Origin of the sequence: Microbacterium sp. NPDC089188 (genome assembly GCF_040685155.1) — a bacterium.
In the GTDB taxonomy this organism is placed as follows: Bacteria; Actinomycetota; Actinomycetes; order Actinomycetales; family Microbacteriaceae; genus Microbacterium; species Microbacterium galbum.
Map to the genome: position 1 here is coordinate 496,413 of NZ_JBFBHH010000004.1, position 12,704 is coordinate 509,116.

Annotated in this window: 13 protein-coding genes; 2 read left to right on the top strand and 11 right to left on the bottom strand. The window is 71.1% G+C overall.

Features of this window, described 5'->3' with window-relative positions:
- Positions 1–3: 3 nt before the first annotated feature.
- From rpmF to AB0N80_RS15540, 4 genes are all read right to left on the bottom strand, one after another.
- Positions 4–213, bottom strand: a complete 210-nt coding sequence (rpmF, locus tag AB0N80_RS15525; protein ID WP_013586329.1) for a 50S ribosomal protein L32 — start codon at positions 211–213, stop codon at positions 4–6.
- A gap of 2 nt (positions 214–215) precedes the next feature.
- Positions 216–710: a DUF177 domain-containing protein gene (locus tag AB0N80_RS15530; RefSeq protein ID WP_315995897.1), complete on the bottom strand. Its 495-nt coding sequence runs from the start codon at positions 708–710 to the stop codon at positions 216–218.
- A 177-nt stretch (positions 711–887) separates the two neighbouring features.
- On the bottom strand, positions 888–1,385 hold the full coding sequence (gene coaD / locus AB0N80_RS15535) for a pantetheine-phosphate adenylyltransferase (protein ID WP_298872270.1): 498 nt from the start codon (positions 1,383–1,385) through the stop codon (positions 888–890).
- A 42-nt stretch (positions 1,386–1,427) separates the two neighbouring features.
- On the bottom strand, positions 1,428–3,608 hold the full coding sequence (locus AB0N80_RS15540; protein WP_315995500.1) for an ATP-dependent DNA helicase RecG: 2,181 nt from the start codon (positions 3,606–3,608) through the stop codon (positions 1,428–1,430).
- A gap of 114 nt (positions 3,609–3,722) precedes the next feature.
- Between AB0N80_RS15540 and rsmD the strand changes: the two genes are divergently transcribed.
- Positions 3,723–4,286 carry a 16S rRNA (guanine(966)-N(2))-methyltransferase RsmD gene (gene rsmD / locus AB0N80_RS15545; protein ID WP_363391962.1) on the top strand — a complete coding sequence of 188 codons (564 nt, stop codon included), beginning with the start codon at positions 3,723–3,725 and terminating at the stop codon, positions 4,284–4,286.
- Between the two features lie 110 nt (positions 4,287–4,396).
- On the opposite strand, the gene thiL is transcribed toward rsmD, so the two are convergent.
- Positions 4,397–5,401: a thiamine-phosphate kinase gene (gene thiL / locus AB0N80_RS15550; RefSeq protein ID WP_363579259.1), complete on the bottom strand. Its 1,005-nt coding sequence runs from the start codon at positions 5,399–5,401 to the stop codon at positions 4,397–4,399.
- Positions 5,402–5,426: 25 nt separating this feature from the next.
- Here thiL and AB0N80_RS15555 point away from each other — a divergent pair, with 25 nt between their 5' ends.
- Entirely contained in the window at positions 5,427–5,930 is a 504-nt protein-coding gene (locus AB0N80_RS15555) for a DUF3515 family protein (RefSeq protein ID WP_315995497.1), read from the top strand.
- A 309-nt stretch (positions 5,931–6,239) separates the two neighbouring features.
- Here AB0N80_RS15555 and AB0N80_RS15560 read toward each other — a convergent pair whose 3' ends face one another.
- The 6 genes from AB0N80_RS15560 to leuC all read right to left on the bottom strand — a co-directional run bounded on the left by AB0N80_RS15560 (position 6,240) and on the right by leuC (position 12,619).
- Positions 6,240–7,325 carry a D-alanine--D-alanine ligase family protein gene (locus tag AB0N80_RS15560; RefSeq protein ID WP_363579261.1) on the bottom strand — a complete coding sequence of 362 codons (1,086 nt, stop codon included), beginning with the start codon at positions 7,323–7,325 and terminating at the stop codon, positions 6,240–6,242.
- Positions 7,225–8,367, bottom strand: coding sequence for an NAD(P)H-dependent glycerol-3-phosphate dehydrogenase (locus AB0N80_RS15565; RefSeq protein ID WP_315995495.1), 1,143 nt, complete (start codon positions 8,365–8,367; stop codon positions 7,225–7,227). Before AB0N80_RS15565 ends, AB0N80_RS15560 begins: the two co-directional genes overlap by 101 nt.
- A complete protein-coding gene (locus AB0N80_RS15570; RefSeq protein ID WP_315995494.1) occupies positions 8,357–9,097 on the bottom strand; it encodes a lysophospholipid acyltransferase family protein in 741 nt (246 codons plus the stop codon). Before AB0N80_RS15570 ends, AB0N80_RS15565 begins: the two co-directional genes overlap by 11 nt.
- Positions 9,098–9,102: 5 nt before the next feature.
- The gene (gene murA / locus AB0N80_RS15575; RefSeq protein ID WP_363391969.1) at positions 9,103–10,476 is read right to left on the bottom strand and encodes a UDP-N-acetylglucosamine 1-carboxyvinyltransferase; all 1,374 of its coding nucleotides are present in this window, start codon (positions 10,474–10,476) and stop codon (positions 9,103–9,105) included.
- Positions 10,477–10,539: 63 nt separating this feature from the next.
- On the bottom strand, positions 10,540–11,136 hold the full coding sequence (gene leuD / locus AB0N80_RS15580) for a 3-isopropylmalate dehydratase small subunit (RefSeq protein WP_315995492.1): 597 nt from the start codon (positions 11,134–11,136) through the stop codon (positions 10,540–10,542).
- A 1-nt stretch (position 11,137) separates the two neighbouring features.
- The gene (leuC, locus tag AB0N80_RS15585) at positions 11,138–12,619 is read right to left on the bottom strand and encodes a 3-isopropylmalate dehydratase large subunit (protein WP_363579263.1); all 1,482 of its coding nucleotides are present in this window, start codon (positions 12,617–12,619) and stop codon (positions 11,138–11,140) included.
- Positions 12,620–12,704: the final 85 nt, after the last annotated feature.

A 12,704-nucleotide genomic window follows, 5' to 3' on the forward strand; every position in this document is an offset into this window, starting at 1 on the left:
CGATCAGACGTCGGCGACCTTGCGGCCCTTGTACTCGAGGAAGAGCTCGGTGCCCTGCGAGTCGGTGACGACCTTCGCCTGGTGAGGGCGGCTGTAGACGACCTTGCCGTTCTCGATGGTCTTGACCAGGGCGGGGGCTTCAGCCTTCCACTGGGCGCGACGCGAACGGGTGTTGGAGCGGGAGACCTTCCGCTTCGGGGGGTTACCTGCCATGTCTAGCTCTTCTCTGTCTTGGGGGCGGCGCGGAGCGCATCGCCGTGGTCTGGGGTGTACTGCTGGAGCGCAGCCCATCGAGAATCGACGGGCGACTGCTCCGGTTCGCCGGGGCTTTCCGTCAGCCTCTCGCCCGTGTTCGGGTCGAGCCCGGGGCAATCCGGCTGACACACCGGCTGGAACGGAAGCGACAGGACAATGGCATCCCGGACCAGATTTTCAAGATCCACGTGGTCGTCTTGAACGTCGAAGTCACTCGCTTCTCCCCCAGGATACGTGAAAAGTTCCTGGAACTCGACTTCGACAGGCTCGGTGATGTCGATGAGGCAGCGTCCGCACACGCCCGTGGCGGTGGTGTCGACGGTTCCCGACACGAGGATGCCCTCGTGCACGGACTCCAGACGCACGTCGAGTTCGAGCACCTCGGCCTCGGGGACCGAGACGAGACCCTCGCCCCATTTCTCGGGGGCGGGGATGTCGAGCGAGTGCTCGCGCATCTCTCCGGGCTTGCGCTCGATGTCGCGCACGGGGAGCTGGAAAGGTCCGGGACGGTGGGTTCTCACGGTCGACAATGCTACCCGCGCGCCCCTGGGCGCGGGCCGGGCGCCGCGCGGCGAGCCCGCCTCCTGCGATGTCGCCCGCCGCGCGCGTGTCACGGATGCGGCGCCGCGACGTCAGAGGTCGCGCGCGCCCGTGTCGAGGAACCGCGCCACGGCCGCCGGCACGTACGGCGACACGTCGCCCCCGAGTCCCGCGACCTGCCGCACGAGGGAGCTCGACACGAGCGCGTGCGAGGGGTCGGGCAGCAGGAAGACGGTCTCGACGTGCGCGAGGTCGCGATTGACGATCGCCATGGGGGTCTCGTACGCCACGTCGACCTGCGAACGGATGCCTTTGACGAGCACCTTGGCGCCCACGTCGGTCGCGTAGTCGACCAGCAGGCCCATGCTCCAGGCCGCCACGATCACGTCGCCCTCGATGCCCGCCTCGCGGATGGATTGCTCGAGCAGACTCTGCCGCTGCGCGATGGGCAGCATGGCCTCTTTGCCGGGGTTGTGCACCACCAGCACGTGGAGCTGGTCGAACAGACCGGCCGCGCGTCGGATGACGTCGAGATGGCCGAGCGTGGGCGGGTCGAACGAGCCGGGGACGACGGCGATCCGGGGGTCCATTCGGCCAGCCTAGCGAGGAGCTTCCCCCGCGGGGCCGACCACTCAGGACTTCGCCAGCGCGGCGCGCTCCTCGACGCCGACGCGCCGCTCCAGGGCGGCGGCGAGGCCCGGATGCCGGGTGAGCGCCGGGTCGTCGGCGAGGACGCGCTCGCCCTCGGCGCGGGCCTCGGTGATGAGCGCGGCATCCGTGACCACGCGCAGCAGCCGCAACGAAGACCGCACCCCCGACTGCGCGCCGCCGAGCACGTCTCCCTCGCCGCGCAGCTCGAGGTCGACCTCGGCGAGGGCGAATCCGTCGAGGGTCGCGGCGACGGCCTCGACCCGCGACCGGGCGGAGGTGCCCGGAGCAGCCTCCGTCACGAGCAGGCAGAGACCCGGCAGACCGCCGCGGCCGACGCGCCCGCGCAGCTGATGCAGCTGCGAGACGCCGAAGCGATCGGCTTCGAGGATCACCATCGTCGATGCGTTGGGCACGTCGACGCCGACCTCGATCACCGTGGTGGCGACCAGCACGTCGATGTCGCCGCGCGAGAAGGCCTGCATGACGGCATCCTTCTCGTCGGAGGCCATCTTGCCGTGCAGGATCTGCACGCGGATGTCGGCGAACGACGGCAGCTGTGCGAGGAGCGCGTCGACCTGCACGACGCCCCATCGGGTGCGATTTCCCTCGCCCGCGGCGGTGGCGACCGGGGCGTCGGCGGGCTCGTCGCTCTTGCCGTCGGCGGAGACCTGCTCCGCGTCGATCGCGGGGCACACCACGAAGGCCTGCCGGCCGAGCGCCACCTCTTCGGCCACGCGGTCCCAGACCCGGGCGAACCAGCCCGGCTTCTCGGCGAGCGGAGCGACGAACGATTGGATGCCGGCACGCCCGGCCGGCATGGTGCGGATGGTCGAGACGTCGAGGTCGCCGAAGACCGTCATCGCCACGGTGCGCGGAATGGGCGTCGCCGTGAGGACGAGGGTGTGCGGAGAGTCGCCCTTGGAGCGCAGCGCCTCGCGCTGGTCGACGCCGAAGCGGTGCTGTTCGTCGACCACGACGAACCCGAGGTCGGCGAAGGTGGTGGTCGCGCTCAGCAGCGCGTGGGTGCCGACGACGATGCGCGCCTGACCGGAGGCCACCCGCAGCGCCGCCTTCCGACGCTCGGCCGCCGGCATCTGCCCGGTGAGGAGGGTGGGCATGAGCTCGGGGGCCAGCTCCGGTCCCAGCATGCGGGCGATCGAGCGCAGGTGCTGGCCCGCGAGCACCTCGGTGGGCGCGATGAGCGCGGACTGGCCGCCGGACTCGGCGACCTGGAGCATGGCGCGCAGGGCGACCAGGGTCTTGCCCGACCCGACCTCGCCCTGCACGAGCCGGTTCATCGGCCAGTCGCCGACGAGGTCGGCCGCCAGCTGCGCGCCGACGCTCTGCTGGTCGGGAGTGAGGTCGAACGGGAGGATGGCGTCGAAGCGTTCGAGAAGCCCTCCTGCGGCGGCGGGACGTCGGGCGGCGGAGAGCGCACGCACGAACTGCCGCTGCTGCAGCAGCGCGGTCTGCAGCACGAAGGCCTCCTGCATGCGCAGCGTCTCGACCGCGGGCGGGATGTCGTCGTCGCTCTCGGGGCGATGGATGCGCTCGAGCGCGGCGCGGGCGTCGAGGAGGCCGCGGCGCGCGCGCAGATCGTCGGGCAGGGGGTCGTCGATCTCGCCCAGCCCGTCGAGGACGAGCGCGATCGTCTTCTGCACGAGCGTGCTCGGGACGGAGCTCGTGGCCGGATAGATCGGAATGGGTCGCTTCGCGGTGACCTCCGCTTCGGCGCGCGCTTCGGCGATGTCGTCGAACAGCTCGTAGTCGGGGTTCGTCAGCTGCGTCTGCCGCCGGTACTCGCCCACCTTCCCCGAGAAGATCCCCCGTCGGCCGGGGGTGAGGTCTTTCAGTCGCCAGGGCTGGTTGAAGAACGTCAGCGACATACGGCCGTCGCCGTCGCTGATCACGACCTCCAGCAGCGACCCGCGGCGGTTCTGCATGCGCCGCTCGTTCGCGCTGACCACCTCGGCGACGATGGTCACCGGCTCGCCCAGCGGCAACGTCGCGATGGGCGTGAGCTCGCCCCGCCGCGCGTACCGACGCGGGTAGTGCTCGAGGAGCTCGCCGACCGTCTTGACGCCGAACGCCTTGTCGAACGCCGTCGCCGTCTTTCCGCCGACGGCGCCATCGAGGCGGGACGCGAGCGAGAGTCCGGGCATGCTCCGAGTCTAGGCAGCCCCTCGGACACGACCCGCCCGTACCTCGGGTCCGCCCGGAGCGGGCCCCTGGTCGCGGGGCCGATCCGCGGCATCCGTAAACCGTAGGCTGGAGCGGTGACGCGCATCATCTCGGGCCGCGCCGGCGGCACCGTCCTCGACGTCCCCCCGAAGGGCACGCGCCCCACCAGCGACCGGGTGCGCGAGTCCCTCTTCGGCGCTCTCGAGTCCGCGGGCGTCCTCGACGACGCCCGCGTCGCCGACCTGTACGCCGGGTCCGGCGCTCTCGGCCTCGAGAGCCTCAGTCGCGGCGCCGCGTCCGCCGACCTCGTCGAGCTCTCCGCCCCGGCGGCGGCCCTCATCCGCAAGAACGCCGACCGTCTGCGCACGGCGGGCGTCACCGCGCCCGCGCGCGTGCACCGCGCGAACGTCACGACCTACCTCGCGGCATCCGCGCAGGTCTGGGACCTGGTGTTCATCGACCCGCCCTACGACGTCTCGGAGACCGAGATCACGAGCGTGCTCGTCGCGCTCGCGCCGCGGCTCAGCCCGGAGGCGACCGTGATCGTCGAGCGTGCGAAGCGCTCCCCCGCGCCCGATTGGGTCGCCGCCGGCCTCGAGGCCGACCGCGACCGGGCGTACGGCGACACGACGATGTGGTGGGGACGCCCCGCGACCTGACGAGCGCCTCGTCGCACGGTCGACGGGAGGGCCGGAGAACGCGCGGCCCACGCCGTTCGAGCGACAGGAGCGCGCACGGTGGTCACGCCCTGCCGACGGGGACCGCGGCCTCAGCCGCGCCCCGCGTCCCAATCGCGGTACGGGTCCCACCCGCCCGGGCCCTCCCAGGCGCGCCCGTCGACCCGCACCGCGTCGTCGCCCCGGGCGACCACCGTGCCGATGCGACGGCCGTGGGGCTCGGCATCCGGGGGGAACACGACGAGGAACCCGTGGTCCTCTCCCCCGTCCAGGGCGCGCGCCGGCTCATCGCCGAGCGTGGCACTATCGATCTCGATCGTGACGTCGGAGGCGTCGGCCAGGCGCGTGGCGTCGAGGACGAGACCGTCGGAGACGTCCATCATGGCCGTCGCCCCGGATGCCGCGGCCGCCAGCGCCGCGGCCAGAGGCGGGCGCGGGGCGAGTTGGCGCGACACGGCCCGTGCGTCGAGGGGGTCGAGCGCCGCGCGGGCCTGCGGCGTCAGGGAGACGGGGGCGCCGTCGGCGTCGGTGAAACGCCGGAACAGCACCTCGAGCCCCCTCGCCGCCTCGCCGAGCTCGCCGATCACGTAGACGCCGTCGCCCACGCGGGCACCTGAACGGCGAACGGGGTCGCGCCCCTCGAGGCTGCCGAGCGCCGTCACAGCGATGGTGAGGGTGTCCGAGACGGTGAGGTCCCCACCCTCGACCGCGCAGCCGGGGGCCAGCTCGTCGCACGCCGCCGCGAGACCGTCGGCGAGGCCCTGCACGAACGACACGGGTGTCGCGTCGGGCATCGCCAGCGCGACCAGAAGAGCCACGGGGCGGGCGCCCATGGCCGCCACGTCGGCGAGGTTGACCGCTGCGGCCTTGAAACCGAGCTCGAACGGCGACGACCAGGCCAGGCGGAAGTCGGGCCCGTGCACGAGCGTGTCGGTCGTGGCGACCACGCGCCCGTCGGGCACCGAGAGCACGGCGGCGTCGTCGCCCGGGCCCACGGGCGCGGTCGAGGGCGGGAGGCGATCGAGGATGCCGCGGAGGACCTGCCCCTCGGACAGCTCGCCCACAGTTGTCTCGGGGGTGGTCTCGGCGTCGGTCACCCTCCCACGCTATTAGCCTGGAGGGGTGCCCCGCTCTCCCCGTACCCTCGCGCTGCTGACCGCTCTCGCCCTGCTCCCGGGGCTCGCGGCGTGCAGCGCGACGGTGGCGATGGAACCGGCGAAGGACGCGAACGACCCGGCGTGCGCCGACATCGTCTCGCGCCTGCCGCAGACCATCTCGGGCCAGGAACGTCGATGGACCGACGCCCAGGCCACCGGAGCGTGGGGCGACCCCGCCGCGATCCTGATGACCTGCGGGCTCGAGACGCCCGGCCCCTCGACGCTGCCGTGCCGTTCCTTCGACGGCGTCGACTGGCTCGTCGACGAGTCTCAGGCCGCCGACAACCGCTACACGCTCACGACGTTCGGTCGCACCCCCGCCCTGCAGGTCTACCTCGACTACGAGGCGGCGAGCAGCGGCGACGTCGCCCAGGCGCTCGGACCGCTGATCCGCACCTATCTGCAGCCCACCGGCTCGGTGTGCACCTCGGCGTCCGACGCCACGGCGACCCCCAGCGCCGCGCCGTAGCCCGCCCCCTTCCGACAGCGGACCCGGCCCGGGGGCCACGGCGCACCCATGAGCACCGCGGCGGTGGAACACGGCGACACGCCGCTCACCGGCATCCAGTCGCGGCGTGCCGGACCGTCGGCCCGCCGTTGTGCACGGAAGGGGACGATGCGGAGATCGGCAGAGCGCGGAATCCGGCGACGGCCCGCGGAGGGATGACGCGAGCACGACCGCGGGTCGGTTCGCAGACACGCCTCGTCCCGGCGCTCACCCCCGCCGTGTCGTCTCGACGACCCGCGGTCGTGCGCGGCCGCGGCACCCCGCGACGGGTCAGGCCTTCTCGAGCGCGGCGTCGAGCAGGTCGCTGATGAGGTCCGGGTACGCCAGGCCCGAGGCGATCCAGCACGTGGGGAACATCGAGATCGGGGTGAACCCGGGCATCGTGTTGACCTCGTTCACGTAGAACTCGGTGCCGGTGTAGAAGAAGTCCACGCGGGCCAGCCCCTGACCGCCGATCGCCTCGAAGGCCTGGGCGGCGATGCGCTGCATCTCGGCGAGCTCGCCGTCGCGAAGGTCCGCGGGGCAGACCAGGTCGACGCCGGGGGCGTCGAGGTACTTGGCCTCGAAGTCGTAGAACTCGCGGCCCGTGACGACGATCTCCCCCGCCACCGAGACCCGCACCGGCCCGCCGTCGCGCCCGGGCAGCACGCCGCACTCGACCTCGCGTCCGACGATCGCCTTCTCGACCAGCACCAGGCCGTCTTCGGCGAAGGCGGTGTCGAGGGCGGTGTCCAGGTCTTCCCAGCGCGAGACCTTCGTCACACCGACGCTGGAACCCGCCTCGTTGGGCTTGACGAACACGGGCAGGTCGAGCGCCCGCATCCGCCGCTCCCACAGCCCGCGGTCGCGGGCGAGGTCTGCGCGCGTGACGGCCACCCACGGCACGACGGGCACGCCGGCCGCGCGGAGCACCTGCTTGGTGACGTGCTTGTTCATGCCGATCGCCGACATCAGCACGCCGCCGCCGGCGTAAGGGATGCCGAGGAGCTCGAGCAGGCCCTGTACCGTGCCGTCTTCGCCGAACCGTCCGTGCAGGATCGGGAGCACCACGTCGACCTCGCCCAGCGAGCGGGTGCCGTCGGCATCCGTCACCGTCCACTCGCGCGACAGCGTCGAATCGGGCAGGCGTACCCGCGTGCCGTTGTCGCGGACCTCGGGCAGCGCGTCGGGGATCAGCGCGAACTTGTCGGGGTCGTCGTCCTCGAGCACGAAGGCGCCGTCGCGGGTGATGCCGACCGGGATCACCCGGAAGCGCTCACGGTCGATCGCCCGCAGCACCCCGCCCGCCGTGGCGGAACTGATCGAATGCTCGCTGGAGCGCCCGCCGAAGAGCACCACCACCACCGGATTGCTCATTCTGCGTCCTCTCGCCCTGCGGCTGGTCGTCGTCTGTGGTCAGGTGCGGGGCGATGTCGCGGGGATCCATCGTCCCGTCGAGCACCATCTTCACCTGCTGCACGATCGGCATGTCGACGCCGACCTGCTTCGCGAGTTGCAGCACGGGCGCGACGGATGCCAACCCCTCGGCGGTCTGCTGCATCTGCGTGACCACTTCTTTGTAGCCGTAGCCCTGGCCGAGCAGCCGCCCCGCGGTGTTGTTGCGGCTGAGCGGCGACTGGCACGTCGCGATCAGGTCGCCGAGGCCCGCGAGGCCCTGCAGGGTCTCGGGCTGCGCGCCCTGGGCGACCGCGAAGTCGGTCATCTCGACGAGCCCGCGGGTGATGATCGAGGCCTTCGTGTTCTCGCCGTAGCCCACGCCGTCGACGATGCCGATCGCGACCGCGATGAGGTTCTTCAGCACGCCGCCGAACTCGGTGCCGATGACGTCAGTGTTCACGAACGAGCGGAAGTACCGGTTGCGGGCGCGCCGGGCGACGGCCTCGGCCGTCTCGGGGCTCAGCGAGCTGATGACCGCGGCCGTCGGCTGCTCGCGCGCGATCTCGAGAGCGAGATTCGGACCGGATGCCACGGCGATGCGCGCCGGGTCGCACTCGAGCACCTGCTCGATGACCTGGCTCATGCGCAGGCCGGTCGACTTCTCGACACCCTTCATGAGCGACACGAGCGGGACGTCGGTGCGCTCCACGAGCGGGCGGATCGCGGCGAGGTTCTCGCGCAGAGACTGGCTCGGCACCGACAGGTAGATCTGCTCGGCTCCGGTCAACGCCTCCGCCAGGTCGGTCGTCGCCGTCATGGAGCGGGGCAGGTTGATGCCCGAGAGGTAGCGGCTGTTGCGCTTGGACTCGGTGATCTCGGCCGCGAGCTCCGGGCGCCGCGCCCACATGACGACCGAGGCTCCGCCGTCGGCGAGGATCTTGCCGAACGTCGTGCCCCAGCTGCCGGCACCGACGACGGCGACCTTCGGACCCGCGGCCGGCTGCAGGTTCTTACGAGTCAAGGCGGCCCGTTTCGTTCTGCCCGTGCTGAGACGGGTTCCACCGCTCGGTGGGCGCGGGAATGCCGCGGATGCCGGAGAGCATCTCCGTGATGCGGTTCATCAACGCGTCCGTCGCCCGGGTCAGCGTCGCCGGTTGGGTGGGCGCGGCGGCGTAGTCCGACATGTCCATCGCCGGTCCGAACTCCACGATCACCCGCGAACGGCGCGGGAACCGCAGCTTGCCGTAGCGCGGAAGAATCTGCTGCACACCCCACTGCGCCATCGGGATGAGGGGCAGGTCGCCCGCGAGAGCAAGCCGCACCGCTCCCGTCTTGCCGCGCATCGGCCACAGCTCGGGGTCGCGCGTGAGCGTGCCCTCGGCATAGACGATGACGCCCCGCCCGTCGCGGGCGATCTGCTCGGCGGCCTTCATGGACTGGTTGGCGCTCGTCGAGGTGCGGGGAACGGGCACCATCCCCGTCGCTTTGAGCGCCGCACCGAGGACGGGGGCGCGGAAAAGGCTCTCCTTCGCCAGGAAGCGGGGGGCTCGACCGACACGCCACACCGCGACGGCGACCACGAGGGGATCGAACTCCGAGTTGTGATTGGGGGCGAGTACGAACGCCCCCTCCCGCGGGAGGTTCTCGGCACCACGGATCTCGATGCGGGCGAAGAGCCCGGTGAGGGGCACCACGATCGCCGCGAGCGGCCAGAAGGCGCTCGGGCGGCTCTTCTCGGGGTTCGAGGCCACCGGCGTCAGCCCACGACGTCGAAGTCGGCGTGCAGAGCCGTGAGCTTCTCGAGGAACTTCTCGTACCCACGGCGGATGATGCCGATGTTGCGCACCGTCGACTCGCCCTCGGCCGCCAGCGCGGCGATGACGTAGCTGTACCCGCCGCGCAGGTCGGGGACCTCGACGTCGGCGGCGTGCAGCGGCGTGGGGCCGTTGATCACGGCCGCCTGCTCGAGGTCGCGACGCGGGACGCGACGGTCGGGGCTGTCGATGCCCTTGGGGTGCACCACGATGTCGGCGCCCATCTTGTTCAGCGCGGCGGTGAACCCGAGACGGTTCTCGTAGACGGTCTCGTGCACGGTCGAGGTGCCCGCCGCCTGCGTGAGGGCGACGATGAGCGGCTGCTGCCAGTCGGTCATGAAGCCGGGGTGCACGTCGGTCTCGACCATCACGGGCTTGAGTTCGTCGCCACGACGGAACAGGATGCCGTCTTCGCGCACGTCGAACCATCCCCCGGCCTTGCGGAAGACGTTGAGGAACGTCAGCATGTCCTGCTGACGCGCGCCCTTGGCGAAGATCTCACCGTCGGTCGCGAGGGCCGCGCAGGCCCAGGATGCGGCCTCGTTGCGGTCGAAGATCGCGCGGTGGTCGTAGCCGACGAGCTTGTCGACGCCCTCGATGAAGATGACGCGGTTGGGCTCGTACGAGATGATCGCGCCCATCTTCTGCAGCACCGCGATGAGATCCATGATCTCGGGCTCGATCGCGGCGTTGCGCAGTTCCGTCACGCCCTTCGCGCGCACGGCGGTGAGGAGCACCTGCTCCGTGGCTCCGACGCTCGGGTACGGCAGCGTGATGTTCGCGCCGTGCAGGCCGTTGGGCGCCGTGATGCGGATGCCCTCGTAGCTCTTGTCGACGACCGCGCCGAAGGCGCGGAGCGCGTCCATGTGGAAGTTGATCGGACGGTCGCCGATGCGGCATCCACCGAGATCGGGGATGAGCGCCTCACCGAGCAGGTGCAGCAGCGGGCCGCAGAAGAGGATCGGGATGCGAGATGCCCCCGCGTGCGCGTCGATCTCCTCGAAGTGCGCGGCGACGGCGCCCGAGGGGTCGAGGTGGAGTGTGCCCTCCTCGTCGCCCTCGGTGACCGTGACGCCGTGCACCTCGAGGAGCGAGCGGACGACCTTGACGTCGCTGATCATCGGCACGTCGCGCAGGGTGCTCGCGGTCTCGCCCAGGAGGGCCGCCACCATCGCCTTGGTCACGAGGTTCTTCGCGCCCTTGACCTCGACCGTCCCCCGCAGCGGGCGCCCGCCGCGGATGGCCAGGGTCTCCGCGGATTCCCAGTCCGGCTGTCCGGGGGTGCGGTCTCCGGAATCGGTGACGAGTGTGCTCATAGGGGGGTGGACCTCACTTCGTGGACGAGGGGCGGCGAATCGATCCGATCGGGTCGATCGGATTCAGCGGACCGGGAGGGTCCGCGGCCGCCATGCCTCGCGGCGCGCCTCGAACTGCGTGATCTTGTCTTCATCGCGCAGCGTGAGCCCGATGTCGTCGAGCCCTTCGAGAAGCCGCCACCTAGTGTAATCGTCGATGTCGAAGGAGACCGTGAGGTCGCCGATCATCGCCGTCTTGGCCTGCAGGTCGACGGTCATCTCGATGCCCGGCTGCGCCTCGATGGCGGCCCAGATGCGCTCCAGATCGTCTTCGGTGATCACGCCCGTGACCAGGCCCTGCTTGCCGGAGTTGCCGCGGAAGATGTCGGCGAACTTCGGGCTCAGCACGACCTGGAAACCGTAGTCGCGCAGCGCCCACACGGCGTGTTCGCGGCTGGAACCCGTTCCGAAGTCGGGGCCCGCCACCAGGATGGATGCCGAGCGGTAGGCGTCCTGGTTCAGGATGAAGTCGGGATCCTGCCGCCAGTTGGCGAACAGCGCGTCGTCGAAGCCGGTCTTGGTGACCCGCTTGAGGAACACCGCGGGGATGATCTGGTCGGTGTCGACGGCCGAGCGCTTCAGCGGGGCGGCGACACCGGTGTGCGTCGTGAACTTCTCCATGTCAGGCCTCCGCCCCGGCCGAAACGGTCTCCGCGGGGAGCGGGTCGAGATCGGCGGGGCTCGACAGCGTCCCCCGCACGGCGGTGGCCGCGGCCACGAGCGGCGACACGAGGTGCGTGCGCCCGCCCTTGCCCTGGCGTCCCTCGAAGTTGCGGTTCGAGGTGGATGCGCAGCGCTCCCCCGGCGCCAGCTGGTCGGGGTTCATGCCCAGGCACATCGAGCACCCGGCGAAGCGCCACTCCGCGCCGAACGCGATGAAGACCTTGTCGAGGCCCTCGGCCTCGGCCTCCAGACGAACCCGCGCCGACCCCGGCACGACCATCACGCGGACGTTCTCGGCCTTCGACCGGCCCTCGATGACGGAGGCGAAGGCCCGCAGGTCTTCGATGCGGCTGTTAGTGCACGAGCCCATGAAGACGGCATCCACCGGGATGTCCTTCATCGGCGTGCCCGCGGCGAGGTCCATGTATTCCAGGGCCCGTTCGGCGGCGGCGCGCTCGTTGGGATCGGCGAGGTCGGAGGGGGTCGGGACCACGTCCGACAGCGACACGCCCTGACCGGGGTTGGTGCCCCACGTGACGAAGGGCTCGAGCTCATTCGCGTCGAGGAACACCTCCGCGTCGTAGACGGCGCCCTCATCGCTGGGGAGGGTGCGCCAGTAGGCGACCGCGTCGTCCCAGTCCTGCCCCTGCGGGGCGTGCGGCTTGTCCTTGACGTAGGCGAAGGTCGTCTCGTCGGGGGCGATCATGCCGGCGCGGGCGCCCGCCTCGATCGACATGTTGCACATCGTCATGCGCCCCTCCATCGAGAGGGAGCGGATCGCGCTGCCGCGGAACTCGAGCACGTAGCCCTGGCCGCCGTTCGCGCCGATCTTGGCGATGATCGCGAGGATGATGTCCTTCGCGGTGACCCCGGGCTTCAGCTCGCCCTCGACGGTGATCGCCATCGTCTTGAAGGGCTTCAGCGGCAGGGTCTGCGTGGCGAGCACGTGCTCGACCTCGCTCGTGCCGATGCCGAACGCCATGGCGCCGAAGGCGCCGTGGGTCGAGGTGTGCGAGTCGCCGCAGACCACGGTGATTCCGGGCATGGTCAGGCCGAGCTGCGGGCCGACGACGTGGACGATCCCCTGCTCCTTGTCGCCCAGCGAGTGGATGCGCACGCCGAACTCCTCGGCGTTGCGACGGAGGGTGTCGATCTGGGTGCGACTGGTGAGGTCGGCGATCGGCTTGTCGATGTCGAGGGTCGGGGTGTTGTGATCCTCGGTGGCGATCGTCAGGTCGAGACGGCGCACCGGACGCCCCTCGGCGCGCAGACCGTCGAACGCCTGCGGGCTGGTGACCTCGTGCACGAGGTGCAGGTCGATGTAGATGAGATCGGGCTGGCCGTTCTCACCCTTGACCACGAGGTGGTCGTCCCAGACCTTCTCGGCCAGGGTGCGGGGGCGCTCCGGAACGTGGATGCCGTCGATCGATGTGCTGCTCATGGTGGCGTTTCTCCTCGGAAGGGGTGTGAGGCCCGCGACGAACTCCGCGACGAGAGAGGCCTAGGACAAGGTCTCGTCGCGGCCG